Annotated in this window: 22 protein-coding genes and 1 other RNA gene; 12 read left to right on the top strand and 11 right to left on the bottom strand. The window is 68.6% G+C overall.

Annotation, left to right across the window (positions count from 1 at the left end):
- The first annotated feature begins 22 nt into the window (after window positions 1-22).
- From SM757_RS08655 to SM757_RS08645, 3 genes are read left to right on the top strand one after another with little or no spacing between them, the layout of a single operon-like run.
- Complete coding sequence (locus SM757_RS08655) at window positions 23-1,288, top strand: CmpA/NrtA family ABC transporter substrate-binding protein (protein WP_322465129.1); 1,266 nt, start codon at window positions 23-25, stop codon at window positions 1,286-1,288.
- 31 nt (window positions 1,289-1,319) lie between these two features.
- Window positions 1,320-2,207, top strand: coding sequence for a nitrate ABC transporter permease (gene ntrB / locus SM757_RS08650; protein ID WP_322465128.1), 888 nt, complete (start codon window positions 1,320-1,322; stop codon window positions 2,205-2,207).
- Between the two features lie 29 nt (window positions 2,208-2,236).
- Entirely contained in the window at window positions 2,237-3,031 is a 795-nt protein-coding gene (locus SM757_RS08645) for an ABC transporter ATP-binding protein (RefSeq protein ID WP_322465127.1), read from the top strand.
- A gap of 185 nt (window positions 3,032-3,216) precedes the next feature.
- Here SM757_RS08645 and fdx read toward each other — a convergent pair whose 3' ends face one another.
- The 8 genes from fdx to uvrB all read right to left on the bottom strand — a co-directional run bounded on the left by fdx (window position 3,217) and on the right by uvrB (window position 11,254).
- Window positions 3,217-3,555 carry an ISC system 2Fe-2S type ferredoxin gene (gene fdx, locus SM757_RS08640; RefSeq protein WP_066333373.1) on the bottom strand — a complete coding sequence of 113 codons (339 nt, stop codon included), beginning with the start codon at window positions 3,553-3,555 and terminating at the stop codon, window positions 3,217-3,219.
- A gap of 21 nt (window positions 3,556-3,576) precedes the next feature.
- Window positions 3,577-5,445, bottom strand: coding sequence for a Fe-S protein assembly chaperone HscA (gene hscA, locus SM757_RS08635; protein WP_322465126.1), 1,869 nt, complete (start codon window positions 5,443-5,445; stop codon window positions 3,577-3,579).
- A 32-nt stretch (window positions 5,446-5,477) separates the two neighbouring features.
- Window positions 5,478-5,996, bottom strand: a complete 519-nt coding sequence (gene hscB / locus SM757_RS08630; RefSeq protein ID WP_322465125.1) for a Fe-S protein assembly co-chaperone HscB — start codon at window positions 5,994-5,996, stop codon at window positions 5,478-5,480.
- A 106-nt stretch (window positions 5,997-6,102) separates the two neighbouring features.
- On the bottom strand, window positions 6,103-6,426 hold the full coding sequence (iscA, locus tag SM757_RS08625) for an iron-sulfur cluster assembly protein IscA (protein ID WP_066333378.1): 324 nt from the start codon (window positions 6,424-6,426) through the stop codon (window positions 6,103-6,105).
- Between the two features lie 4 nt (window positions 6,427-6,430).
- Window positions 6,431-6,832, bottom strand: a complete 402-nt coding sequence (iscU, locus tag SM757_RS08620; protein WP_066333381.1) for a Fe-S cluster assembly scaffold IscU — start codon at window positions 6,830-6,832, stop codon at window positions 6,431-6,433.
- A gap of 49 nt (window positions 6,833-6,881) precedes the next feature.
- Complete coding sequence (locus tag SM757_RS08615) at window positions 6,882-8,102, bottom strand: IscS subfamily cysteine desulfurase (protein ID WP_322465124.1); 1,221 nt, start codon at window positions 8,100-8,102, stop codon at window positions 6,882-6,884.
- A gap of 91 nt (window positions 8,103-8,193) precedes the next feature.
- Window positions 8,194-8,727, bottom strand: coding sequence for a Fe-S cluster assembly transcriptional regulator IscR (gene iscR, locus SM757_RS08610; protein ID WP_066333385.1), 534 nt, complete (start codon window positions 8,725-8,727; stop codon window positions 8,194-8,196).
- 355 nt (window positions 8,728-9,082) lie between these two features.
- Window positions 9,083-11,254, bottom strand: coding sequence for an excinuclease ABC subunit UvrB (gene uvrB, locus SM757_RS08605; protein WP_084267256.1), 2,172 nt, complete (start codon window positions 11,252-11,254; stop codon window positions 9,083-9,085).
- 158 nt (window positions 11,255-11,412) lie between these two features.
- On the opposite strand from uvrB, the gene SM757_RS08600 reads away from it, so the two are divergent.
- The 8 genes from SM757_RS08600 (at window position 11,413) to SM757_RS08565 (ending at window position 17,338) form a co-directional block, all read left to right on the top strand.
- The gene (locus tag SM757_RS08600) at window positions 11,413-12,612 is read left to right on the top strand and encodes an amino acid aminotransferase (protein ID WP_322465123.1); all 1,200 of its coding nucleotides are present in this window, start codon (window positions 11,413-11,415) and stop codon (window positions 12,610-12,612) included.
- A gap of 262 nt (window positions 12,613-12,874) precedes the next feature.
- Entirely contained in the window at window positions 12,875-14,218 is a 1,344-nt protein-coding gene (locus tag SM757_RS08595; protein WP_322465122.1) for a polyhydroxyalkanoate depolymerase, read from the top strand.
- Complete coding sequence (gene rsxB / locus SM757_RS08590) at window positions 14,211-14,906, top strand: electron transport complex subunit RsxB (RefSeq protein WP_322465121.1); 696 nt, start codon at window positions 14,211-14,213, stop codon at window positions 14,904-14,906. Before SM757_RS08595 ends, rsxB begins: the two co-directional genes overlap by 8 nt.
- A 20-nt stretch (window positions 14,907-14,926) precedes the next feature.
- Window positions 14,927-15,562 (top strand): endonuclease III, encoded by a 636-nt coding sequence (gene nth / locus SM757_RS08585; protein ID WP_322465151.1) that lies wholly within the window; start codon window positions 14,927-14,929, stop codon window positions 15,560-15,562.
- Window positions 15,563-15,606: 44 nt separating this feature from the next.
- Complete coding sequence (locus SM757_RS08580) at window positions 15,607-15,816, top strand: hypothetical protein (protein ID WP_066333392.1); 210 nt, start codon at window positions 15,607-15,609, stop codon at window positions 15,814-15,816.
- An 8-nt stretch (window positions 15,817-15,824) separates the two neighbouring features.
- On the top strand, window positions 15,825-16,163 hold the full coding sequence (locus SM757_RS08575; RefSeq protein WP_066333395.1) for a cell division protein ZapA: 339 nt from the start codon (window positions 15,825-15,827) through the stop codon (window positions 16,161-16,163).
- Between the two features lie 58 nt (window positions 16,164-16,221).
- A non-coding RNA gene (gene ssrS, locus SM757_RS08570) (6S RNA) lies at window positions 16,222-16,400 on the top strand.
- 128 nt (window positions 16,401-16,528) lie between these two features.
- Window positions 16,529-17,338, top strand: a complete 810-nt coding sequence (locus SM757_RS08565) for a sulfite exporter TauE/SafE family protein (RefSeq protein WP_066333399.1) — start codon at window positions 16,529-16,531, stop codon at window positions 17,336-17,338.
- A 138-nt stretch (window positions 17,339-17,476) separates the two neighbouring features.
- On the opposite strand, the gene SM757_RS08560 is transcribed toward SM757_RS08565, so the two are convergent.
- Window positions 17,477-18,508, bottom strand: a complete 1,032-nt coding sequence (locus tag SM757_RS08560; protein WP_322465120.1) for a GGDEF domain-containing protein — start codon at window positions 18,506-18,508, stop codon at window positions 17,477-17,479.
- A gap of 36 nt (window positions 18,509-18,544) precedes the next feature.
- Window positions 18,545-19,822, bottom strand: coding sequence for a type IV pili methyl-accepting chemotaxis transducer N-terminal domain-containing protein (locus SM757_RS08555; protein WP_322465119.1), 1,278 nt, complete (start codon window positions 19,820-19,822; stop codon window positions 18,545-18,547).
- 337 nt (window positions 19,823-20,159) lie between these two features.
- Here SM757_RS08555 and SM757_RS08550 point away from each other — a divergent pair, with 337 nt between their 5' ends.
- Window positions 20,160-21,437 (top strand): MFS transporter, encoded by a 1,278-nt coding sequence (locus SM757_RS08550; protein WP_322465118.1) that lies wholly within the window; start codon window positions 20,160-20,162, stop codon window positions 21,435-21,437.
- A gap of 50 nt (window positions 21,438-21,487) precedes the next feature.
- On the opposite strand, the gene SM757_RS08545 is transcribed toward SM757_RS08550, so the two are convergent.
- Window positions 21,488-23,212 (bottom strand): bifunctional protein-serine/threonine kinase/phosphatase, encoded by a 1,725-nt coding sequence (locus tag SM757_RS08545; RefSeq protein WP_066333409.1) that lies wholly within the window; start codon window positions 23,210-23,212, stop codon window positions 21,488-21,490.
- Window positions 23,213-23,269: the final 57 nt, after the last annotated feature.

The following is a 23,269-nucleotide window of genomic DNA, read 5'->3' as shown; positions in this document are numbered from 1 at the left end:
AAAGCTATTTGCAGGACTCCGAATGGACAAGGACGCGATCAACATGGGACGCCGCACGCTCGTCAAGGCCGCCGCTGCCGGGGCAGCCACCGCCGCCACCGGTGGCTTGATCCCGGGGCTGCAAGCTGCCGTGTACGCCGCCGGCTCGGACAAGCCTGAGAAGGAAGAGGTGCGCATCGGCTTCATCCCGCTGACCGACTGCGCATCCGTCGTCATGGCTTCGGTGCTGGGCTTCGACAAGAAGTACGGCGTCAAGATCGTCCCGTCCAAGGAGGCTTCCTGGGCCGGCGTGCGCGACAAGCTGGTCAACGGCGAGCTCGATATGGCCCACGTGCTCTACGGCTTGGTCTATGGGGTGCACCTGGGCCTGGGCAGCCCAAAGAAGGACATGGCCGTCCTGATGGCCCTCAACAACAACGGCCAAGCGATTTCGCTGTCCAAGGCGCTGGCCGACAAGGGCGCGGTGGACGGCCCGTCGCTGGCCAAGCTCATGGCCAAGGAAAAGCGCGAGTACACCTTCGCAGGCACCTTCCCCACGGGCACACATGCCATGTGGATGCACTACTGGCTGGCGGCAGCGGGCATCAATCCGCTGTCTGGCGCCAAGCTCATCACGGTGCCGCCGCCGCAGATGGTGGCCAACATGCGCGTGGGCAATATGGACGGCTTTTGCGTGGGCGAACCCTGGAACCACCGCGCCATCATGGACGGCATAGGCATCACGGCCAACACCACGCAGGACATCTGGAAAGACCACCCCGAAAAGGTCCTGGGTACCACGGGCGACTTTGTCAAGAAGTACCCCAATACCGCCCGCGCCGTGATGATGGCCGTGCTGGAAGCCGGCCGCTGGATAGACGCCAGCCTGCAAAACAAAATGAAGATGGCCGAGACCGTGGCCGACAAGTCCTACGTCAACACCAGCGTGGACGCCATCAACCAGCGCATCCTGGGCCGCTACCAGAACGGCCTGGGCAAGACCTGGGACGACCCCAACCACATGAAGTTCTTCAACGACGGCGCGGTGAACTTCCCCTACCTCTCCGACGGCATGTGGTTCCTCACCCAGCACAAGCGCTGGGGCCTGCTCAAGGCGCACCCGGACTACCTGGGCGTGGCCAAGCAGATCAACCAGGTCGACCTGTACCGCGAAGTGGCCTCGGCCATGAAGATCAGCGTGCCCAAGGACGTGATGCGCACCAGCAAGCTCATCGACGGCGTGGTGTGGGACGGCAAGGACCCAGCCAAGTACGCCGACTCTTTCCAGATCAAGGCCTCCGCGGCCTGACCCCCGCCCCATCCCTGACAGGAGCCCAACCATGGTCAGTGCCGTTTTTCATTCCCCGGCCGCCGCGGCAGAGTCCGCGTCGCCCACCAAGCCCGCGCCCGCCGCAACGCCAGCCCCCAAGGCCGCAGCCCCACGCCGCCCGCTCATCGATGTGCGCGCCCTCGCCGCCGCCGTGCTGCCGCCCATGGCCGGCATCGCGCTGCTGGTGGGCATTTGGGCGCTGCTCACCATGAACAGCACCACCTTCCCCTCGCCGGCGGCGACCTGGGACGCCGCGGTACAGCTCTTTGCCGACCCGTTCTACCGCAAGGGCCCCAACGACCAGGGCATCGGCTGGAACATCCTGAACTCGCTGCAGCGCGTGGCCGTGGGCTTCGGCCTGGCGGCGCTGGTGGGCATTCCGCTGGGCTTTCTCATCGGCCGCTTCGCCGTGCTCAACCGCATGATTTCGCCGTTGGTGAGCCTGCTGCGCCCGGTGTCGCCCCTGGCCTGGCTGCCCATCGGCCTGCTGGTGTTCAAGGCCGCCAACCCGGCCGCCATCTGGACCATCTTCATCTGCTCGATCTGGCCCATGGTCATCAACACCGCCGTGGGCGTGCAGCGGGTGCCGCAGGACTACCTCAACGTGGCGCGGGTGCTCAACCTGAGCGAGCTGACGCTGGCGCGCAAGATCCTCTTCCCCGCCGTGCTGCCCTACATGCTCACCGGCGTGCGTCTGTCGGTCGGCACCGCCTGGCTGGTGATCGTGGCCGCGGAGATGCTCACCGGCGGCGTCGGGATCGGCTTCTGGGTCTGGGACGAGTGGAACAACCTCAACGTGCAGCACATCATCATCGCCATCGTCGTCATCGGCGTGGTGGGCCTGCTGCTGGAGCAGGCGCTGGTCACCCTGGCCAAGCGCTTCTCCTTCGACGAGTGATCCGAACACCCGCTCCCACGAGGTCCACCATGCAAAACTTCATCAGCATCGAAGGCGCCGAGATGGTGTTCAACACCAAGAAAGGCCGCTTCCATGCGCTGCAGGGCATCAACCTGCGCATCGCCGAGGGCGAGTTCGTGACGCTCATCGGCCACTCCGGCTGCGGCAAGAGCACGCTGCTCAACCTCATCGCCGGGCTGACGCTGCCCTCCCAGGGCGTGCTGCTGTGCGAGAACCGCGAGATCACCGGCCCGGGCCCCGAGCGGGCCGTGGTGTTCCAGAACCACTCGCTGCTGCCCTGGCTCAGCTGCTTCGACAACGTGCACCTGGGCGTGGAGCGGGTCTTCGGTGCCAAGGAAGGCAAGGCGCAGCTCAAGGAACGCACGCTGGCGGCGCTGGAGCTGGTCGGCATGAGCCACGCCGTCACCAAGCGCCCAAACGAGATCTCCGGCGGCATGAAGCAGCGCGTGGGCATCGCCCGCGCCCTGGCCATGGAGCCCAAGGTGCTGCTGATGGACGAGCCTTTCGGCGCCCTGGACGCGCTGACCCGCGCCAAGCTCCAGGACGAGCTGCTGCGCATCGTGGCGCGCACCAGGAGCACGGTGGTGATGGTCACGCACGACGTGGACGAGGCCGTGCTGCTGTCCGATCGCATCGTGATGCTGACCAACGGTCCGGCCGCCACCATCGGCGAGATCGCCACCGTGGACCTGCCGCGTCCGCGCGACCGCGTCGCGCTGGCCGAGGACTTGAACTACATCCGGCTGCGCAAGCAGGTGCTGGACTTCCTCTACACCCGCCACGGCGAGAAGCGCGCCGCCTGACGGCGCCAGCAGCCCACTGGTCCTGCAGTGGGGCGGCGCGCGCCCGCGGCGCCGCCGTCCTGACCTTCACGCCTGCGTTGCCTCGGCACGCAGGCGTTTTTTTCAGGGGCCACCGACCAGCGGCACAAAACGCGAAGGAGGCCGCAGCCCCCTTCGTGTTTTCGACGCGGCCTCAAGCCGGTGCGTCAGTGCTTCTCGCGGGCGTGGTTGATCGAGTACTTGGGGATCTCGATGGTCACGTCCTGGTCGGACACGATGGCCTGGCAGGACAGGCGCGAGGTGGGCTCCAGCCCCCAGGCACGGTCCAGCAGGTCTTCCTCGGCTTCGTCCATTTCGCCCAGCGAGCTGAAGCCCTCGCGCACCACGACGTGGCAGGTGGTGCAGGCGCAACTGAGCTCGCAGGCGTGCTCGATCTCAATGCCGTTGTCCAGCAGTGCCTCGCAGAGGGAGGTGCCGCGCTCGGCCTTGACGCTGGCGCCTTCGGGACAGTACTCCGGGTGGGGAAGGATGCGGATGACGGGCATGGAGTGGGTTTCCCTTGAGCTTCAGACTTCTTCGATGGTGCGGCCGGTGAGCGCCGACTGGATGCCGCGGTTCATGCGCGCGGCGGCAAAGGCTTCCGTGCCCTTGGCCAGGCGCTCGACGGCGGCGTTGATGACGGTGTGATCCTCGCCCTGGGCCGCTTCGGCGAGCTCGCGCATGAGCACGGCGATGTCGGCGCGTTCGCGCTCGGAGAGCAGGTCCACGTCGGCAGCCAGGGCCGACTGCGTGGCCAGCAGCATGCGCTCGGCGTCCACGCGGGCTTCGCGCAGCGCGCGGGCGCTCATGTCGGCATCGGCCTGCGAGAAGCTCTCCTGCAGCATGCGGGCGATGTCCTCGTCAGCCAGACCGTAGCTGGGTTTCACCTGTACCGCGGCCTCCACGCCCGTGCTTTGTTCGCGCGCGGAGACGTGCAGCAGGCCGTCGGCGTCAACCTCGAAGGTCACGCGTATGCGCGCGGCGCCGGCCACCATGGGCGGGATGCCGCGCAGCTCGAAGCGCGCCAGCGAGCGGCAATCGGAGACCAGCTCGCGCTCGCCCTGCACCACGTGGATGGCCATGGCGGTCTGGCCGTCCTTGAAGGTGGTGAACTCCTGCGCCTTGGCCACGGGAATGGTGGTGTTGCGCTCGATGATGCGCTCCACCAAGCCGCCCATGGTCTCTATGCCCAGCGACAGAGGAATGACGTCGAGCAGCAGGATGTCGTCGGCGCCGGCGTGGCCGGCAAGCTGGTGCGCCTGCACCGCGGCGCCCAGGGCCACCACTTCGTCGGGGTTGAGATTGACCAGCGGTTCGCGCTCGAAGAAGGCGCCCACGGCATGGCGCACCACGGGCATGCGCGTGGAGCCGCCGACCATGACCACGCCTTGCACCTCGTCGCGCGCCACCTTGGCGTCGCGCAGCACGCGGCGCACCGAGGTCAGCGTGCGGTCCACCAGCGGCTTGGTGATCGCCTCGAACTGCGAGCGCGTGACCGGTACCTCGATGAGGCCGTCGGCCAACTCGCAGCGCAGCACGGCCTGCCCGGCGGCGCTGAGCGCTTCCTTGGCCGCGCGGGCGCTGACCAGCAGCGCACGCTTGTCGTGAGCGCTGAAGTCGGCGCCCACGGCCTCGCGGCCGCTTTGCGCCAGGGCCCAGTCAGCCAACAGGGCGTCGAAGTCGTCACCGCCCAGCGCGGCATCGCCGCCGGTGGCCACCACCTCGAACACGCCCTTGGTCAGGCGCAGCAGCGAGATGTCGAAGGTGCCGCCGCCCAGGTCGTAGACGGCGTAGAGGCCCTCGCTGCCGTTGTCCAGGCCGTAGGCCACGGCCGCCGCGGTGGGCTCGTTGATCAGGCGCAGCACGTTGATGCCGGCGAGCTTGGCCGCGTCCTTGGTGGCCTGGCGCTGCGCGTCGTCGAAGTAGGCCGGGACGGTGATGACGGCGCCGAACAGGTCGTCGTTGAACGTGTCCTCGGCGCGAAAGCGCAGCGTGGCCAGGATCTCGGCGGACACCTCCACGGGCGACTTCACCCCCTCGCGCGTGTGCACGGCCACCATGCCGGGCTGGTCCACGAAGCGGTAGGGCAACTTGGCGTGGCCACTCAAGTCAGCCAGCTTGCGGCCCATGAACCGCTTGACGGAGACCACCGTGTTCTCCGGGTCGTCCGCCTGCACGGCCAGGGCCTCGTGGCCGATCTGGCGGCGACCGCCTTCCAGGTAACGCACGGCCGAGGGCAGGATGACGCGGCCCTGCTCGTCCGGCAGACACTCGGCCACCCCATGGCGCACCGCGGCCACCAGCGAGTGCGTGGTGCCCAAGTCGATGCCGACGGCGATGCGCCGCTGGTGCGGGTCCGGCGTCTGGCCGGGTTCGGAGAGCTGAAGCAGTGCCATGAGTATTTGTTCTGGAAAACCTGCGAGGGCCGTTATTGTCCCAGCGCATCCAAGCGGGCCTCGATGTCCTCGCGAAAGCGCGCGACGAACATGAGGGCTCTGACGCGTTGGGCGGCCGTGGCGGCGTCGCCGCGTTCGTCCAGGAGCTGGCGCACCTCGTCCAGCAGCGCCCGCTCGGCGGTGCGCACTTCGTCGTCCAGCGACTCGACTTCGGCGGCGGCGTCCGCCTCCTCCAGCGTCTCGCGCCATTCCATCTGCTGCATCAGGAAGGCCGCGGGCATGGCGGTGTTGTTGTGGGCGTCGATGGGGGCGCCGCGCAGCTCGCAGAGGTAGGCCGCGCGCGTGAGCGGGTCACGCAAGCGCCGGTAAGCCTCGTTCACACGTACCGACCATTGCATGGCCAGGCGCTGGGCGGTGGCGCCTTCGGCGGCGAAACGGTCCGGATGCACGCGGGCCTGGAGCTGGCGCCAGCAGGCGTCCAGCGCGGTGCGGTCCAGGGCGAACTTCTGCGGCAGGCCGAAGAGTGTGAAGTCGTCGTCGGTGAGGTTCATGAACGCGGGCCGGGCCGGCGATAGGAGCGGCGCGGCGCGCGCGCATTGTCATTGACGCAATGACAGTGCCGCCCGCAGGCGGCACCGGCATGCGCGAAAGGCGGGCTCAGACGCGGAAGGATTCACCGCAGCCGCAGCGGTCCTTCTCGCGCGGGTTGTGGAACTTGAAGCCCTCGTTGAGCCCTTCGCGCACGAAGTCCAGCTCCGTGCCGTCCAGGTAAGGCAGGCTCTTGGGGTCGATCAGGATCTTGACGCCGTGGCCTTCAAACACATGGTCCTCGGGCGCCACCTCGTCGGCGTACTCCAGCTTGTAGGCCATGCCGGAGCAGCCGGTGGTCTTCACACCCAGCCGCACGCCCACACCCTTGCCCCGGCGTGCGAGGTAGCGGGTGACGTGGCGGGCGGCCGCTTCAGTCAGCGTGACGGCCATGGCCTTATTGGGCCTTGGCCGGCGCGCCGTGCTTGGCCTTGTAGTCGTCCACCGCGGCCTTGATCGCATCTTCGGCCAGGATGGAGCAGTGGATCTTGACCGGCGGCAGCGCCAGTTCCTCGGCGATCTGGGTGTTCTTGATGGTCAGCGCCTCGTCCAGCGACTTGCCCTTGACCCACTCCGTGACCAGCGAGCTCGACGCAATGGCCGAGCCGCAGCCGTAGGTCTTGAACTTGGCGTCCTCGATCAGGCCCGTGGCCGGGTTGACCTTGATCTGCAGCTTCATCACGTCGCCGCAGGCCGGTGCACCCACCATGCCGGTACCCACCGTCTCGTCGCCCTTGCCGAAGGAGCCCACGTTGCGCGGGTTCTCGTAGTGATCCACCACTTTGTCGCTGTATGCCATGACCCTTACTCCGAATGTTTGAAAAACCGGTACGCCTTCAGCTCACGGCTCAATGCGCGCTCCACTGGATCGTGTTGAGGTCCACGCCGTCTTGGTACATCTCCCACAGCGGCGAGAGCTCGCGCAGCTTGGCCACGCGCTCTCTGAGGGTGGTGACGGCGTAGTCGATCTCTTCCTCGGTCGTGAAGCGTCCAATCGTCATGCGCAGGCTGGAGTGCGCCAGCTCGTCGCTGCGACCCAGGGCGCGCAGCACGTAGCTGGGCTCCAGGCTGGCCGAAGTGCAGGCAGAGCCCGAGCTCACGGCGATACCCTTGATGCCCATGATCAGCGACTCGCCCTCGACGAAGTTGAAGCTGATGTTGAGGTTGTGCGGCACGCGCTTTTCAAGATGGCCGTTCACGAAGGTCTGCTCGATGTCCGACAGCCCCTTGAGCAGCCGCTGCTGCAGGGCGCGAATGCGCTCGTGCTCGGTGTGCATCTCTTCCTTGGCGATGCGGAAGGCCTCGCCCATGCCCACGATCTGGTGCGTGGGCAGCGTGCCGGAGCGCATGCCCCGCTCGTGGCCGCCGCCGTGCATCTGCGCTTCAAGGCGCACGCGCGGCTTGCGGCGCACGTAAAGCGCGCCTATGCCCTTGGGACCGTAGGTCTTGTGCGAAGCCAGGCTCATCAAGTCCACGGGCAGCGTGCGCAGGTCGATCTCCACCTTGCCGGTGGCCTGTGCGGCGTCGACGTGGAAGATGATTCCGCGCTCACGGCAAATGGAGCCAATGGTCGGGATGTCCTGGACCACGCCGATCTCGTTGTTCACGAGCATGACCGACACCAGGATGGTGTCCGGGCGCAGCGCGGCCTTGAATTTCTCCAGGTCCAGCAGCCCGTCTTCCTGCACGTCCAGGTAGGTCGCCTCAAAGCCCTGACGCTCCAGCTCACGCACCGTGTCCAGCACCGCCTTGTGCTCGGTCTTGACGGTGATGATGTGCTTGCCGCGGGTCTTGTAGAAATGCGCCGCACCCTTGAGGGCGAGGTTGTTGGACTCGGTGGCGCCGGAGGTCCACACGATCTCGCGCGGGTCGGCGTTGATCAAGTCAGCCACCTGCGCGCGCGCCTTTTCCACAGCCTCTTCCGCTTCCCAGCCCCAGGCATGGCTGCGCGAGGCGGGGTTGCCGAAGTGCTCGCGCAGCCACGGCACCATCGCGTCCACCACGCGCGGGTCCACCGGCGTGGTGGCGCCGTAGTCCATGTAGATCGGGAAATGCGGCGTCATGTCCATGGGAAAAGAACTTCTAGTCGTGCGGTTGGGCGAGCGGCACGCCGCCCGCGGTATGGATCACGAGCCAACCCGCGTCAGGCGCGGGCCGCGCTCACTTGGTGAAGGCGTTGCCCAGGGCGAAAACCGAGTTGGGCGCCGTGACCTTGATGGGCTTGACCACAGGGGTGCTGGAGATGGCGCGCTTGACGGGGGCCTCTTCCACCGACACGCCCTTGGCGATCTGGTCGTCCACGAGCTTTTGCAGCGAGATGGAATCGAGGTACTCGATCATCTTGTTGTTGAGGTTGGTCCAGAGCTCGTGCGTCATGCAGCGCCCGGAGTCCTCGCCCATGCAGTTTTCCTTGCCGCCGCAGCCCGTAGCGTCCAGCGCCTCGTCCACGGCGACGATGATGTCGGCCACGGTGATGTCCTCGGCCTTGCGGCCCAGGGAGTAGCCGCCGCCGGGGCCGCGGGTGCTCTCCACCAACTCGTGGCGGCGCAGCTTGCCGAAGAGCTGCTCCAGGTACGACAACGAGATCTGCTGACGTTGGCTGATGGCCGCCAGCGCCACCGGGCCCGAATGCGAGCGCAGCGCCAGATCGATCATCGCGGTGACGGCAAAACGGCCTTTGGTGGTAAGACGCATCGAAATACTCCTGCGCCGCAGCGGCGGCAATCGCTTGACCCTGTCCTCCCGCGGATCACACGGGTCGGCCGTCATGCGACCTGGGCCCTCTTTCGAGGGGCCTACACCCGGTCTATCCCGAGTGTTTTGGTCGATTATACATGAAGCCTCCCTTTGGACTCAGGGGAACTACGCAGAAGTTCCCTTAGTGCCATCAGGGTTTACACCCTGGAACGATACGCCGATTGCAGACGCTTTGCGCTGGCGCAAATCCGCGGGGAGTGCTCCATGACCGATTGCGCACTTTGCCAGACCCTCTTGGCGGGCTTGCGCCCGCGCCAGGAGCGTGCTGCACGCCGGCCGGGTGCGCAGCGCGTCAGCCGCGGCCGGTGATGGGCACGACGTTGCTGTCGTGCCCGGCGGCGCCAAAGGCCTGCTCGCGCAGCAGGGCGAGCTGGTCGCGCAGCCGCGCCGCCTGCTCGAACTCCAGGTTGCGCGCGTGTTCCAGCATCTGCTTTTCCAGCAGCTTGATGCGCTTGCCCAGGTCCTTTTCGCTCATGGCCTCCACAGCGGCGGCGGCCTGGGCGTTCTTGAGATCGTCCTTGGCGGTCTTGTCGGAGACCACGCCGTCGATCATCTCGCGCACCTGCTTGCGCACCGTGCGCGGCGTGATGCCGTGCTCGGCGTTGAACGCCTCCTGCTTGGCGCGGCGGCGCAGCGTCTCGTCGATGGCACGGCGCATGGAGTCGGTGGTCTTGTCGGCGTAGAGGATGGCCTTGCCCGAGGCGTTGCGCGCGGCACGGCCTATCGTCTGGATCAGGCTGCGCTCGGCGCGAAGAAAGCCTTCCTTGTCCGCGTCCAGGATGGCCACCAGCGACACCTCGGGAATGTCCAGGCCCTCGCGCAGCAGATTGATGCCCACCAGCACGTCAAAGAGGCCCAGCCGCAGGTCGCGGATGATTTCCACCCGCTCCACCGTATCCACGTCGGAGTGCAGGTAGCGCACCTTCACGCCGTTGTCGGTGAGGTAGTCGGTGAGCTGCTCGGCCATGCGCTTGGTCAGCGTGGTGATGAGCACGCGCTCGTCGCGATCGACGCGGTCGCGGATTTCCTGCAGCACGTCGTCCACCTGGTGCAGCGCGGGGCGCACCTCGATCTCCGGGTCCACCAGGCCCGTGGGCCGCACCACCTGTTCCACCACCTGGCCGGCATGGCGCTTTTCGTAGTCGGCGGGCGTGGCCGAGACGAAGACGCACTGGCGCATCTTGGTCTCGAACTCCTCGAACTTCAGCGGCCGGTTGTCCAGCGCCGAGGGCAGCCGGAAGCCGTACTCCACCAGCGTGGTCTTGCGGGCACGGTCGCCGTTGTACATGCCGCCGAACTGGCCTATGAGCACGTGCGACTCGTCGAAGAACATGAGCGCGTCGCGCGACAGGTAGTCCACCAGCGTGGGCGGCGGCGAGCCGGGCTCGGCGCCGGAGAGGTGGCGGGTGTAGTTCTCGATGCCCTTGCAGTGGCCGACCTCCTGCAGCATCTCCAGGTCGAAGCGCGTGCGCTGCTCCAGGCGCTGCGCCTCCACCAGCTTGCCCTGGGCCACGAACTCGTCCACGCGCTGGCGCAGCTCGGCCTTGATGCCCTCTATGGCGGCAAGCACGCGCTCGCGCGGCGTCACGTAGTGGCTGCTGGGATAGACGGTGAAGCGCGGGATCTTTTGGCGGATGCGCCCGGTGAGCGGATCGAAGAGCTGCAGCGACTCGACCTCGTCGTCGAACAGCTCTATGCGTATGGCCAGCTCCGAGTGCTCGGCGGGGAAGACGTCTATCGTGTCGCCGCGCACGCGGAAGTTGCCGCGGGCAAATTCCATTTCATTGCGCGCGTACTGCATGCGCACGAGTTGGGCGATGACGTCGCGCTGGCCCATCTTGTCGCCCACGCGCAGCGTCATCACCATCTGGTGGTAGTCGGCCGGGTTGCCTATGCCGTAGATGGCCGAGACCGAGGCGACGATGATCACGTCGCGCCGCTCCAGCAGGCTTTTGGTGGCCGACAGCCGCATCTGCTCGATGTGCTCGTTGATCGCGCTGTCCTTTTCAATGAAGAGATCGCGCTGCGGCACGTAGGCCTCGGGCTGGTAGTAGTCGTAGTAGCTGACGAAGTACTCGACCGCGTTCTTGGGAAAGAACTCGCGGAACTCGCTGTAGAGCTGTGCGGCCAGCGTCTTGTTGGGCGCGAACACGATGGCCGGCCGGCCCAGCCGGGCAATCGTGTTGGCCATGGTGAAGGTCTTGCCGGAGCCGGTGACGCCCAGCAGCGTCTGGAAGCTCAGGCCGTCCTGCACGCCTTCCACCAACTGCTCGATGGCCGCGGGCTGGTCACCCGCAGGCGGATAGGGCTGGAACAGCTCGAAGGGCGAGCCGGGATAGCGGGCGAACTCGCCCTGCGGCGCGGCCACTTCTTCCTGCGGCACCTGCTGCGGCTCCAGCGCGGCGGCGGAGCCCGGGACGGCCGAAACGGGCTGGGCGAGCTTGGCGGGCTTGGGGGAAGGCATCGGACGATCCTGGAGAAAGCGGTGAAAACGGCGGGGCGCTTAGAATTGCGCGCCTTGCGCAAATGCATCCACATGCATCCGCAGGGCAATCCGACAGCCTAGCGCATCGCCCGTTCCCACAGCGGCGGCGCTCCTCTCCCCCATTGCTGGAAGCACCCATGTCCTTGTTTGCCGCCGTCGAAATGGCCCCGCGCGACCCGATCCTGGGCCTCAACGAACAATTCGCCGCCGACCCCAACCCCGCCAAAGTGAACCTGGGCGTGGGCGTGTATTTCGACGATGAGGGCAAGCTGCCGCTTCTCAAGTGCGTCGCCGCCGCCGAAGAGCAGTTGCTGTCCGCCAAGAAGCCCCGCGGCTACCTGCCCATCGACGGCATCGCCGCCTACGACAAGGCCGTGCAAGGCCTGGTGTTCGGCGCCGAGAGCGACGCCGTCAAGGGCGGCCGCGTGGCCACCGTGCAGGCCCTGGGCGGCACCGGCGGCCTCAAGATCGGCGCCGACTTCCTCAAGCGCGTGGACCCGGCGGCCAAGGTGCTCATCAGCGACCCGAGCTGGGAAAACCACCGCGCCCTGTTCGCCAACGCGGGCTTCGAAGTCGGCACCTACCCGTATTACGACGCCGACAAGCGCGGCGTCCGCTTCGACGACATGCTGGCCGCCCTGCAAGGTGCGCCCAAGGGCACCGTCGTGGTGCTGCACGCCTGCTGCCACAACCCCACCGGCTACGACATCACGCCTGCGCAGTGGACGCAGGTGGTGCAGGCCGTCAAGAGCGCCGGCCTGGTGGCCTTCCTGGACATGGCCTACCAAGGCTTTGGCGAAGGCATTGCCGAAGACGGCGCCGTGATCCAGCAATTCCTGGACGCGGGCATCGACTTCTTCGTCTCCACCTCGTTCTCCAAGAGCTTCTCGCTCTACGGCGAACGCGTGGGTGCGCTCAGCGTGGTGTGCGACAGCGCCGACGAGGCCGCCCGCGTGCTGAGCCAGCTCAAGATCGTCATCCGCACCAACTACTCCAACCCGCCGACCTTCGGCGCGCAGGTCGTGGCCACCGTGCTCACCACGCCCGCGCTGCGCGCGCAGTGGGAGGAAGAGCTCGCCGGCATGCGCCAGCGCATCAAGCTCATGCGTTCGCTGCTGGTGGAAAAGCTGCAGGCCGCGGGCTTGAAGCAGGACGTGTCCTACATCGTCCGCCAGAAGGGCATGTTCAGCTACTCCGGCCTGGGCAAGGAGCAGATGCAGCGCCTGCGCAGCGAGTTCGGCGTGTACGGCGTGGATTCCGGCCGCATCTGCGTGGCTGCCCTCAACACCCGCAACATCGACGCAGTGGCCTCGGCCATCGCCAAGGTCGCAGCCTGAGCCGAAAAGGCACTGACTCAGCAGTATCAAGCCGCCACCGTGGCGGCTTGATTTCCGTGAACTGCATCTCGCTGGGGCCGGTTTTCCGGCCCTTTGCGCATCCTTGGATTGCCACGGGGTGGCAGTCTCGCGGCCGTCCGCGCATAAAAATTGCTGCACCTGCACAAAATGAAGAAGTCCTGTCAGGTTCGGATCAATTGCGGCGCGCATGCTGCCTTACCCTCCAAGACGTCGTCCCCCATTTGCTGCGAGGTTCATCCCGATGCTGTATCAGCTCTATGAAAGCCAGCGCGCCTTGATGGCGCCTTTCTCCGAGTTCGCCAGCGCGGCTTCCAAGCTGTACGACCATCCGCTGTCGCCTTTTGCGCATTCCATCCTGTCGCAGCGCATCTCCGCTGCGCTGGACCTGATGCACCGGCTGGCCAAGGACTACGAGAAGCCCCAGTTCGAAATCACCTCGGCCACCGTCAACGGCGTCGAGGTGGCCGTGCAGGAGCGCGTGGCGCTGCAAAAGCCCTTCTGCCGGCTACTGCGCTTCAAGCGCTTCACCGACGACGTACAGGCCCTCACCGCCATGAAGAACCAGCCCACGGTGCTGGTCGTGGCGCCGTTGTCGGGCCACCACTCCACGCTGCTGCGCGACACGGTGCGCTCGCTGCTGCATGACCACAAGGTCTACATCACCGACTGGACCGACGCGCGCATGGTGCCTGCCGAGGCCGGCCCCTTCCATCTCAACGACTACGTGGGCTATGTGCAGGATTTCATCCGCCACATCGGCCCGCAAGTGCACGTGATTTCCGTGTGCCAGCCCACCGTGCCGGTGCTGGCCGCGGTGTCGCTGCTGGCCAGCCGTGGCGAGGCCACGCCACGTACCATGACCATGATGGGCGGCCCCATCGACGCGCGCCGCTCACCCACCGCGGTGAACAACCTGGCGATGAACAAGCGCCACGAGTGGTTCGAGAACAACGTGATCTACCGCGTGCCGCCCAACTACCCCGGCGCCGGCCGCCGCGTCTACCCGGGCTTCCTGCAGCACACGGGCTTCGTGGCCATGAACCCGGACCGCCATCTGAGCTCGCATTACGACTATTTCCTGGACCTCATCCGCGGCGACGAGGACAGCATCGAAGCCCACCGCAAGTTCTACGACGAGTACAACGCCGTGCTGGACATGCCAGCCGACTACTACCTGGAGACCATCAAGACCGTGTTCCAGGACTTCGCCCTGGTCAACGGCACCTGGATGGTCGAGGGCGAGCTGGTCAAGCCGCAGGACATCACCACCAGCGCGCTGCTGACGGTGGAAGGCGAGCTCGACGACATCTCGGGCGCCGGCCAGACCCGTGCCGCGCACGACCTGTGCACCGGCATCCCCAAGGAGCGCCAGTTCCACTACGACGTGGAAGGCGCAGGCCACTACGGCATCTTCTCGGGCCGCCGCTGGCGCGAGAAGGTTTATCCGCAAGTGCGCGACTTCATCGCCCGCTTCGATGCCGACCAGGGTAGCCCGGCCAAGCCCGCCGCCCTGACCGACGCGGCGGCCGAACCGCTGACTGCGCCCACGCGCTCCAAGCGCTCCACGACGAAAGCCGGTGCCTGAAGCTCTGACCCCAACACCTTCACCGTCCCCGCTGCAGGGCCTGGCCGCCGAGCTCGACGCGGCGCTGCCGCAGACACAGTGCACGCGCTGCGGCTACCCCGACTGCCGCGGCTACGCCCAGGCCATCGCACAGGGCCTGGCTGACATCGACCGCTGCCCACCCGGCGGCGCCGAAGGCGTGCGCCGGCTCGCAGCCCTCACCGGCCGCCCGGTCAAACCGCTGGACGCCGCCTGCGGCGCCGAAGTGCCACGCAAGCTGGCCTTCATCGACGAGGCCTGGTGCATCGGCTGCACGTTGTGCATCAAGGCCTGCCCGGTGGACTGCATTGCCGGCGCCAACAAGCGCATGCACACCGTCATCGAGAACGAGTGCACCGGTTGCGAGCTGTGCGTGAGCGCCTGCCCCGTGGACTGCATCGTGCTGGAAGACGTCACCACCGCCACCGGCTGGGCCGCCTGGAGCCCTGCGCAGGCCGACCACGCCCGCGCGCGCTACGAGGAGCACCGCCGCCGGCTGGCGCGGCAGGAGGAGCAGACGCGCGAGCGCCTCATTGCCAAGGCTGAAACGAAGCTCGCCGACCTGCCCGCCCACAGCCGGCACGAAGACCCGCAGGTGCTGGACAAGAAGCGCGCCGTCATCGAGGCCGCGCTGGCCCGCGCCCGCGCGCAACGCGCGCCGCGGGCATGACGCGGAATACGGGCAGCGCCATGGACGACCAGGCCGTCGAGCGTTTCTTCGCCACGCTGCGCGCCGCCAATCCGCAGCCCACCACCGAGCTGGAGTTCACCAACGTGTTCGAGCTGCTGGCGGCGGTGCTGCTGTCGGCGCAGTCCACCGACGTGGGCGTGAACAAGGCCACCCGGCGTCTTTTTCCCGTGGCCAACACGCCGCAGCGCATGCTGGCGCTGGGCATAGACGGCATCGCCGGCTACATCCGCAGCGTGGGCCTGTACCCGACCAAGGCCAAGAACCTCTGGAACACCAGCCGCATCCTGGTCGAGCAGCATGACGGGCGTGTGCCGCGCAGCCGCGAGGCGCTGGAGGCCCTGCCCGGCGTGGGCCGCAAGACGGCCAACGTGGTGCTCAACGTCGCCTTCGGCGAGCCCACCATGGCGGTGGACACGCACATCTTCCGCGTGGGCAACCGCACCGGGCTGGCACCCGGGCGCACGCCGCTGGAGGTCGAACAAGGCCTGCTGCGCCGCGTGCCGGCCCCGTACCGGGTGGACGCCCACCACTGGCTCATCCTGCACGGCCGCTACGTCTGCCAGGCCCGCCGCCCGCTGTGCGAGCGCTGCAGCGTGACCGATTGCTGCGACTGGTTCCAAAGCAACCGGCCCTGACGGCGCCCGGCCTACAATCCCGGCCCCACCCTGTCCGCCACGCCATGCCGACCCTGGAAGAACTTGCCGAGCGCATCGAGCTGCTCGCGCACCGCCACGAGCAGCTCCAGCAAGCCCACGCCGAGCTGCAAAGGCAGCACGCCGAACTGGGCACCGAGCGCGACCAGTTGCGCTCGCGCCTGAATGCCGCGCGCTCGCGCATAGACGTCCTCATCGAGCGGCTCTCCACCACCGATGCCGCCCGCCAGGGTTGAGCCAAGCCATGAAACAGCTCGAAGTCACCATCCTCGGCCAGAGCTACCTGCTGGGCTGCCCCGAAGGCGGCGAGCAGGCGCTGCAGGCCGCCGTCGCGCAAGTGGACCGCGAAATGACCGCCATACGCGACGCCGGCCGCATCAAGGCACGCGAGCGCATCGCCGTGCTGGCCGCGCTCAACCTGGCCTACCAACTGGCCCAACGGCCGGCGGCTGTGCCTGCGCCCGCCGCCGAAACCGGCGATGCGGCCACCGCCGCGCAAGCCCTGCCCGCGGCGCAATTGCAGGCGCTCATTGCCCGCATAGACCGTGCATTGGGAACGCAAGAGGCTTCGCGCACGACTTGACAGGGTTGATGCCCGCACTTCAGCCGCTAAGCGTCGACCACGGGCGTAAAATCCAAACCGTCCGCTGCGTTCGCGTGGGTTCTATATTTCCTTGAACCGATGCTCTCGCGAGCAAGGGCTTGGAACATCGTTGGACAGGTGAGATCGTCTCGCGTCAGACGAACCCGAAGTCTTACTGACCTGGCCCACCTGAATCCCCTGGGTTCAGGAATGCGGCCCACGGCTCGCGGTGGACACCCCCACTTCTCTTTGACATCCGTCTTGCCCGCGCGGCGAACGGCCCGGCCGGCGGCTTGGGCCGGCTCGGCGCGTTGGAGCCTGCTCGTTCCAGGCCATGGCCGGACGGCCTGGCTTCGTTGGCACCCATGGACCTTTCTCTCGTGGCCGAGCTGCTGCTGCTGGGCTGCTGCACCGGCTTCCTGGCCGGATTGCTGGGCATTGGCGGCGGCATGCTGCTCGTCCCCTTCCTGAGCTTCATCCTGTCGCAGCGCGGCGTGGCGCCGGGCATGTCGGTCAAGATGGCCATCGCCACGTCCATGACCACCATCGTCTTCACCTCGCTGTCCAGCGTGCGCGCGCACCACAAGCGCGGCGCGGTGCGCTGGCCGCTGGTGCGCAACATGGCGCCGGGCATCGTGCTGGGCGGCCTGGTGGCCGGGGCCGGCGCCTTTGCCCTGGTCAAGGGACAGGCGCTGGCGCTGTTCTTCGCCGCCTTCGTCGCCTTCTCGGCCACGCAGATGCTGCGCGCCCGCGCTCCGCACCCGGACCGCGACATGCCCGGCCGCCTGGGCCAGGCCGCCGCAGGCAGCGGGATCGGTTTTCTCTCCGGCCTGGTGGGCGCGGGCGGCGGCTTCGTCTCCGTGCCCTTCATGACCCGCTGCAACGTGCCCATCCACCACGCGGTGGCCACCAGCGCGGCGCTGGGCTTTCCCATCGCCCTGGCCAATACCGTGGGCTACCTGGTGGGCGGCATGGGCCTCACGCCGGCCCTGCCCGGCGCACTGGGCTATCTCTACCTGCCTGCGCTGGGCGTGGTGGCGGCCGCCAGCGTGACGCTGGCCCCCGTGGGTGCGCGCGCCGCGCATGCCCTGGACGTCAAGCAGCTCAAGCGCGCCTTCGCCTTCCTGCTCTACGCGCTGGCCGCCTACATGCTCTACAAGGGCCTCAACAGCTGAAGCCCCGCGGCCTGCCTCGCCGATCCGGGGCCATGGCCGCAAGCGCTTCCAAGCGAAGATTCGCGCCGGACGGCTGAGGCCCGCAGGCCACGCCCTCACGGCCGCACCGCCCTGGCGCCCATCGGGCGCGGCGGGCTTTCAGGACTGCAGCACCGGGAAAGGCACGCGCGCCAGCGCCGCCTGGTCGCCCCCGCGCTGCTGCGCCTGGGCCAAGGCGGCTTCGCAGGCCGATTGCAGCTCCGTCAACTCCGCGGCGATGTGCGGACAGCCCGCCACGCCCATGGACACCGTGAAGCGCAGCTCCCGCCCGCCGGAGACCACGATCTGCGCGGCGCACTCGCGCCGCAACTGCTCCATGCGGCCATAGGCCAACGCCATCCCGACGTTGGCCATGAGCACGGCAAAGCGCTGGCCGCCCAAGTGGCAGGTCGAATCCGTGGCCCGGGTGTTGGCACGCAGCAGCCGCGCCAGCGTCGCGCGCACGCTGGCTTGGGCGGCCTCGTCCCAGGCCGGCCCCGCAGGCGCGTCCAGCGCGACCCACACCAGCGCGAACTCGCGGCTCTCCTGCACCGACAGCAACAGCGCGCGGCGCAACTGCTCATCGAAGAACTCGCGCAGGTGCAGCCCCGTGGCGCGGTCCAGCGGGCTGCCGTCGCCACCCTGGCGGTCGAGCTGCTCGTTGAGCAGCCGCTGCTGCTGCTCCATCTGCTGCAGCAGCTCGCGCACGCGCTGCTGCTCGCGTCGCTGCGGCGCAAGGTCGCTCCAGAGGCTGCACAGCACCCGGCGGCCGTCGGCCAGCAGCCGCAGCTCGCGCCAGACGCTGTACTCGTGCAGCGCGCCGCGCCATTCGAAGCGGTGCTCGCTTTGCAGCGGCTTGTCCGGCGGCAACTGCAGCGCGTGCTGCTCGGCCGCGCGCAGCGGCGCGGGCCAGGGCATGGACAGGGCCGCGTCGCCCTGGGCGCGCAGCGCGGCCGCGTCGCATTGCAGCCATTGCGCCATGGCGTCGTTGACGTGCACGTAAGCGCCCGTGGCCGCGTCCTTGACCGCCAGCAGCGTGCCCTGCCGCGCCAGCCAGGCCGGCAACACGTGGCCCAACAGGCCGGCCAGATGCAGGTCGTCCGGCGGGGTGGAGCCGCCCTGTGCCGCGCCGGGTGAGGATGTCGAAGTCATGGGTGTGGGCCGCTCCGCCTTGTCAGTCCGGGAAGATCAGTCGAAGAGCATTTGCGCGCTGCGCTCGTAGTCGCCGGTGAGATCCTCGAAGCATGCCAGCAGCGCCTCGGCCGACAGTGCCAGTTGCCGACGGCCGGTTTCGTGTCCGGCCTCGCGCACGCCCTGCTGCATGCGCTGCCATTCGCGCGCCGCGGCATCCAGCGCAATGCGTATGGCCGGCGAGCTCAAGGGCAATTGCTGCAGGCGCTGCAGCGCCTGGTCGAAGTCGCGTGCCGTGGCCGCGGCCAGCGACAGCGCCTGCGCGCCTTCCGGCGTGGCCAGCAGCGCGCCCATGAGCACCTGCTTGAGCAGCCGCTGGCCCAGCATGCGCTGGCGCCCGGACAAATTGACGGCGGAGAGCGTCTGCAGCGCGCTGCCGCCTTCCAGCGCACGAGTGAGCCGCTCGGCGGCCACCAGGAGCGCCTCGGCACACTGGTCCAGGCCGGCCAGCGCCTCCAGCCGCGACGCACCGTCCAGCGCCTGCTCCAGCGCGGCCCAAGCAGCCTGCAGCGGCTGCAGCAGGTCGCCCAAGGTGGCGGCTGACAGCGTGCGCGAGAGGTGGTCCAGGTTGCGCTGCGCCTGCCTGCGCGCGGTGGCCTGCAAGGCCGGGGCGTCCACGTCCGGCGCAGGTGCCAGGCGCAGCGCCTGCAACGCCACCAGGCGCTGCGAGAGCATGCGCAGTTGACCGCTGCGGTTGAGCGCCTCGGCATCGCGCGCGGCGTCTATGAGCTGCTGCGACAGCCGGCCCACGCGCAGCTTGCCCTGCATGGCCGCGCCGCGCAAGCGGCGGAAGGCTTCGTCCTCCGACAGGCCGTGCGAGCGCATCAGGATGCCCTTGGCGCGGTCCACCAGCTTGCGCTCCTCCAGCCGCTGGTGGGCATCGTCGCGCTCGGCGCGCAGACGTTGCTCGTGCTCGAAGCGGGCGCGCGCGAGCTGCAGCAGCGGCCGCAGCCGCGTGGGCGCATAGCCGTGCACCACCCAGCCCGCCACGCCCAGCTCCAGCGCGCGCTGCGCGCCCTCGGCGCCGGCATCGGCGGTGAACACCAGCACCGGCATGGGTTGCGTGCGCGACAACAGCTCCAGCGCGTCGAACAGCCCTGCCTCCGCCGGGCTGGGCTCCCAGCACACGACCACGTCGGGTGCACAGCGCAGGGCCTGCTGCACCAGCTTGTCGCATTCGCAGGCACCAAGGACGTGAATGCCGGCGGCCTGGAGCTCATCGGACAACGGTGGCGCGCCGCTGCCGGGCGAGGTGATGACGAGTGCTGAAGTCATGAAGCGGGCCGCTCGCGTCGGCCTGGGCACTAGAGGGGAAACGGCTGCCGCGATGAGGGTGGCGGCATTGGGAGCGCAAGCATAGAGCAGCCCATGGGCCGCCCAGGAACCAAGGGTTGGCACGGATGGTGCAGTACTGCACGCGGGTGCACCGCTGCACCCGGACCGCCGGCCTCGCACGCCCGGTCCTGGCCACAGCGTCGTGACCAAAACATGTGCCTCCTGCCCGCGTCCACAGCGGGCGCTTTGCCGTACCTCCGGAGAAGCCACATGAGAACGCTGTCGTTGCCCGCCTTCCCTTTCCTTCCCTTCCTGCGCGCCTGAGCGCCCCGCCACGATGTCGAGCTTCAAAACCTTCGCCCGTGCCGGGCACTGGCCCACGCTGGCCGCTTCCTTCCTTTACTTCGATTTCTGCTTCGCCGTGTGGGTGCTCAACGGCGCCATGGGCCCTTTCATCAGCGAGGCCTACGGGCTGTCGGCTGCGCAAAAGGGCTTCATGGTGTCGGTGCCCATCCTGGCCGGGGCGCTCATGCGCTTTCCGCTGGGCGTGCTGTCGCAGTACATCGGCCGCAAGAACGCGGCGATGGTGGAGATGTCGCTGATCATCGCGGCGCTGCTGTTCGGTTTCCTGTTCGTTGACAGCTACAACGGCGTGTTGGCCATGGGCGTGCTGCTGGGCATCGCCGGCGCCAGCTTCGGCGTGGCGCTGAGCCTGGGCAGCGGCTGGTTCCCGCCCAAGTACAAGGGCCTGGCCATGGGCATCGCCGGCGCGGGCAACTCCGGCACGGTGCTGGCCGTGCTGTTTGCGCCGCCGCTGGCCATGAAGTACGGCTGGCAGACGGTGTACGGCCTGGCCGCGGCCACCATGCTGCTGCCGCTGGCGGTGATGTGGTTGGCCGCCAAGGAGCCGCCCGACCGCGAGCACCAGAGCTTCCGCGAGCACATCAGCTGCCTGTTCGAGAAGGATGGCTGGGCCTTCAGCCTGATCTACGTCGTGACCTTCGGCGGCTTCATCGGCTTGGCCAGCTTCCTGCCCACCTACTTCTACGACCAGTTCAAGGTCACCAAGGTCGAGGCCGGGCAGCTCACCATGCTAGCCACGCTGATGGGCTCGGCCGTGCGCGTGCTCGGCGGCTGGATCTCCGACCGCATCGGCGGCGTCAACACCCTCTCCGGCGTGCTGCTGCTGGTGGCCGCCACGCTCACGGCCTGCGGCTTCGCGGGCACCTCGCTGGCCAGCACCACGCTGCTGTTCATGCTGTGCTTTGCCGCGCTGGGCGCGGGCAACGGCGCGCTGTTCCAGCTCGTTCCGCTGCGCTGGCCGTTGAGCACGGCCGTGGCCGGCTCCATGATCGGCGAGGTCGGCGCCCTGGGCGGCGGCTTCCTGCCCAACGCCATGGGCCTGTCCAAGGAGTACCTGGGCAGCTACTTGGGCGGCTTCCTGGCCTTCACGGTGCTGGCGCTGCTGATGCTGGGCATGCTGCGCGTCGTGCAGATCCGCTGGACCCGCACTTGGGCCGAAAAGGGCGGCCGCGCCCGCCCCGCCACGCCCGGCCAAGCCGAGTCGGCCGCGCCGCGCGTCACCCGCGTGTCCACCAGCCGCCGCCGCGCCTGAAGCGCCCCGCGCCGCACGACAAGCACCCCGGGAGCGCAGTCATGGCCACGCTAGCGCGGCAGGAACAGCAGCCACACGACCAGCAGCAGGTTGAAGAGCAGCGACACCACGAGCGCCGCCTTCCACAGTGCCAGCGGGTCGCGCACGGCCAGCGGCGTGGCCGTGGGCGCGCCCAAGCTGCGCGAGGCGCCGCGCTGCAGCGCCAGCAGCAGCTCCTCGGCGGTTTCGAAGCGCTGGCGCGGGTCGCGCGCCACGGCCTTGAGCACCAGGTGGTCCAGCCAGATGGGCACGTCCGGCCGCAGCCGCGACAACGGCCGCGGGTCGCGCCGAAAGCGCGCCGTCTGGTAGGGCTCGACCTCGCCGTAGGGCAGATGGCCGCCGAGCCACAGGTACAGCGTCGCGCCCAGGGCGAAGAGGTCGCTGCCGCTGTCGGCCGCAGCGCCTTCCCACTGCTCGGGGTTCATGAAGCTGGGCGTGCCGGCGTGCAGCTCGCGCTGCGCGGCCGGGGCGTGCGCGCTCACGGCCGTGCCCAGGTCCAGCAAGCGCCATTGGCCGTCCTCGCCCAAGTGCAGGTTGCCGGGCTTCAAGTCGCGGTGGACCACGCCCAGGCGGTGCAGCCGGCCCACGGCGCGCGTGATGGCGACGGCGCCGCGCACCACCTCGTCCACGCCGAAGCGCTGCCCGTCCTTGAGCCACTGCTCCAGGGTGCGCCCGCCGTGCCAGTCGAACACCGTGTAGAGCGCGCTGGCGTTGCGCACTTCATGCACGCGAATGAAGCCGGGGGCGTCGGCCTCGGCCAAGCGCAGCCCCAGCCAAGCCTCGTGGGCCAGCATGGCGCGCTCCTCGGGGTCGCTGGCGCGGGCCTCGTGCAGCGTCTTGAGGGCCACCAGCGTCCCTTGCGGGCTGCGCGCCTGGTACAGGCGGTGCACGCCGCTGTCGGCCACCAGGGCCGTGATGGTGAAGCCGTCGAGCCGGTCGCCCACTTTCAGCCGGCCCGGCACGGGCAACTGGCGGGAGCGGGCGAGCTCGTCCTCCAGCCGGCCGGCGTCCAGGCCCAGCACGCGCACCACCAGCGCGCTGGCGTTGTCGCGGCCGCCGGCGGCAATGGCCGCCTCCACGATGGCGTCGCTGGCCTCCTGTGCGCTGCCCTTGGCGGCCAGCTCGGCCAGCCGGGCGCGCTTGAGCACGCCGTGCACGCCGTCGGTGGTCAGCACGAACACGTCGCCCACGCGCAGCGGGCCCTGCGCGTAGTCCACGCTCAGCGCCTCGTCCAGGCCCACGGCGCGGGTGAGGCGGCTGCGCTGGTCGGGGTGGTCGAAGGCGTGGTCCTGGGTCAGCGGCGCGAGCTCGCCACCGCTGAGCAGCCAGGCGCGCGTGTCGCCCACGTGGGCCACGGTGTAGCCGCGGCCCTCCAGCGCCAGCGCGGTGAGCGTGGTCAGCGCCGTGGTGGGCTCGGCCACGCGGCCGGCCTCGCGGCGGTGCCAGCCGCCGCCCACCTGGCGCTGGCGGTTCACGGCCACGAGCCAGTTGTTTTGGGCGGCAATGAGACGGTCCAGCACCACGGTGGTGTCCCAGGTGGCCGGGGCGGCGAAGAAGTCCGACAGCAGCCCCATCACGCTGGTCTGCGCCGCCTCGCGCCCGCCGCCGCCGGTGGACACGCCGTCGGCGATGGCCGCCACCAGCCCGCGGCGCTCGCGCAGCGCGCCGGCGAAGTCCTCGTTGATCTCGCGCGGACCGCGGCGGCTCGCGTGGCCGATGTCGACTTCAAAACTCATGCGGCCATTGTCCGCGCACCGAATTCCCCGCTCTCGACTTCCTCCTCAGGGATGCAG

The organism is Azohydromonas lata (genome assembly GCF_034427735.1).
Classification (GTDB): Bacteria; Pseudomonadota; Gammaproteobacteria; order Burkholderiales; family Burkholderiaceae_C; genus Azohydromonas; species Azohydromonas lata.
This window is presented reverse-complemented; position numbering and strand designations above follow the sequence as displayed.

Bases quoted from the DNA above. Each gene is read 5' to 3' on its own strand.
- iscU (WP_066333381.1), bottom strand. From the start codon at position 6,832: ATGGCATACAGCGACAAAGTGGTGGATCACTACGAGAACCCGCGCAAC.
- iscA (WP_066333378.1), bottom strand. From the start codon at position 6,426: ATGGCCGTCACGCTGACTGAAGCGGCCGCCCGCCACGTCACCCGCTAC.
- iscR (WP_066333385.1), bottom strand. From the start codon at position 8,727: ATGCGTCTTACCACCAAAGGCCGTTTTGCCGTCACCGCGATGATCGAT.
- ntrB (WP_322465128.1), top strand. From the start codon at position 1,320: ATGGTCAGTGCCGTTTTTCATTCCCCGGCCGCCGCGGCAGAGTCCGCG.
- SM757_RS08645 (WP_322465127.1), top strand. From the start codon at position 2,237: ATGCAAAACTTCATCAGCATCGAAGGCGCCGAGATGGTGTTCAACACC.
- hscB (WP_322465125.1), bottom strand. From the start codon at position 5,996: ATGAACCTCACCGACGACGACTTCACACTCTTCGGCCTGCCGCAGAAG.
- SM757_RS08545 (WP_066333409.1), bottom strand. From the start codon at position 23,212: ATGAGTTTTGAAGTCGACATCGGCCACGCGAGCCGCCGCGGTCCGCGC.
- SM757_RS08580 (WP_066333392.1), top strand. From the start codon at position 15,607: ATGCCGACCCTGGAAGAACTTGCCGAGCGCATCGAGCTGCTCGCGCAC.
- SM757_RS08575 (WP_066333395.1), top strand. From the start codon at position 15,825: ATGAAACAGCTCGAAGTCACCATCCTCGGCCAGAGCTACCTGCTGGGC.
- SM757_RS08560 (WP_322465120.1), bottom strand. From the start codon at position 18,508: ATGACTTCGACATCCTCACCCGGCGCGGCACAGGGCGGCTCCACCCCG.
- fdx (WP_066333373.1), bottom strand. From the start codon at position 3,555: ATGCCCGTCATCCGCATCCTTCCCCACCCGGAGTACTGTCCCGAAGGC.
- nth (WP_322465151.1), top strand. From the start codon at position 14,927: ATGGACGACCAGGCCGTCGAGCGTTTCTTCGCCACGCTGCGCGCCGCC.
- hscA (WP_322465126.1), bottom strand. From the start codon at position 5,445: ATGGCACTGCTTCAGCTCTCCGAACCCGGCCAGACGCCGGACCCGCAC.
- SM757_RS08655 (WP_322465129.1), top strand. From the start codon at position 23: ATGGACAAGGACGCGATCAACATGGGACGCCGCACGCTCGTCAAGGCC.
- SM757_RS08600 (WP_322465123.1), top strand. From the start codon at position 11,413: ATGTCCTTGTTTGCCGCCGTCGAAATGGCCCCGCGCGACCCGATCCTG.
- SM757_RS08555 (WP_322465119.1), bottom strand. From the start codon at position 19,822: ATGACTTCAGCACTCGTCATCACCTCGCCCGGCAGCGGCGCGCCACCG.
- SM757_RS08595 (WP_322465122.1), top strand. From the start codon at position 12,875: ATGCTGTATCAGCTCTATGAAAGCCAGCGCGCCTTGATGGCGCCTTTC.
- SM757_RS08615 (WP_322465124.1), bottom strand. From the start codon at position 8,102: ATGGACATGACGCCGCATTTCCCGATCTACATGGACTACGGCGCCACC.
- uvrB (WP_084267256.1), bottom strand. From the start codon at position 11,254: ATGCCTTCCCCCAAGCCCGCCAAGCTCGCCCAGCCCGTTTCGGCCGTC.
- SM757_RS08550 (WP_322465118.1), top strand. From the start codon at position 20,160: ATGTCGAGCTTCAAAACCTTCGCCCGTGCCGGGCACTGGCCCACGCTG.
- SM757_RS08565 (WP_066333399.1), top strand. From the start codon at position 16,529: ATGGACCTTTCTCTCGTGGCCGAGCTGCTGCTGCTGGGCTGCTGCACC.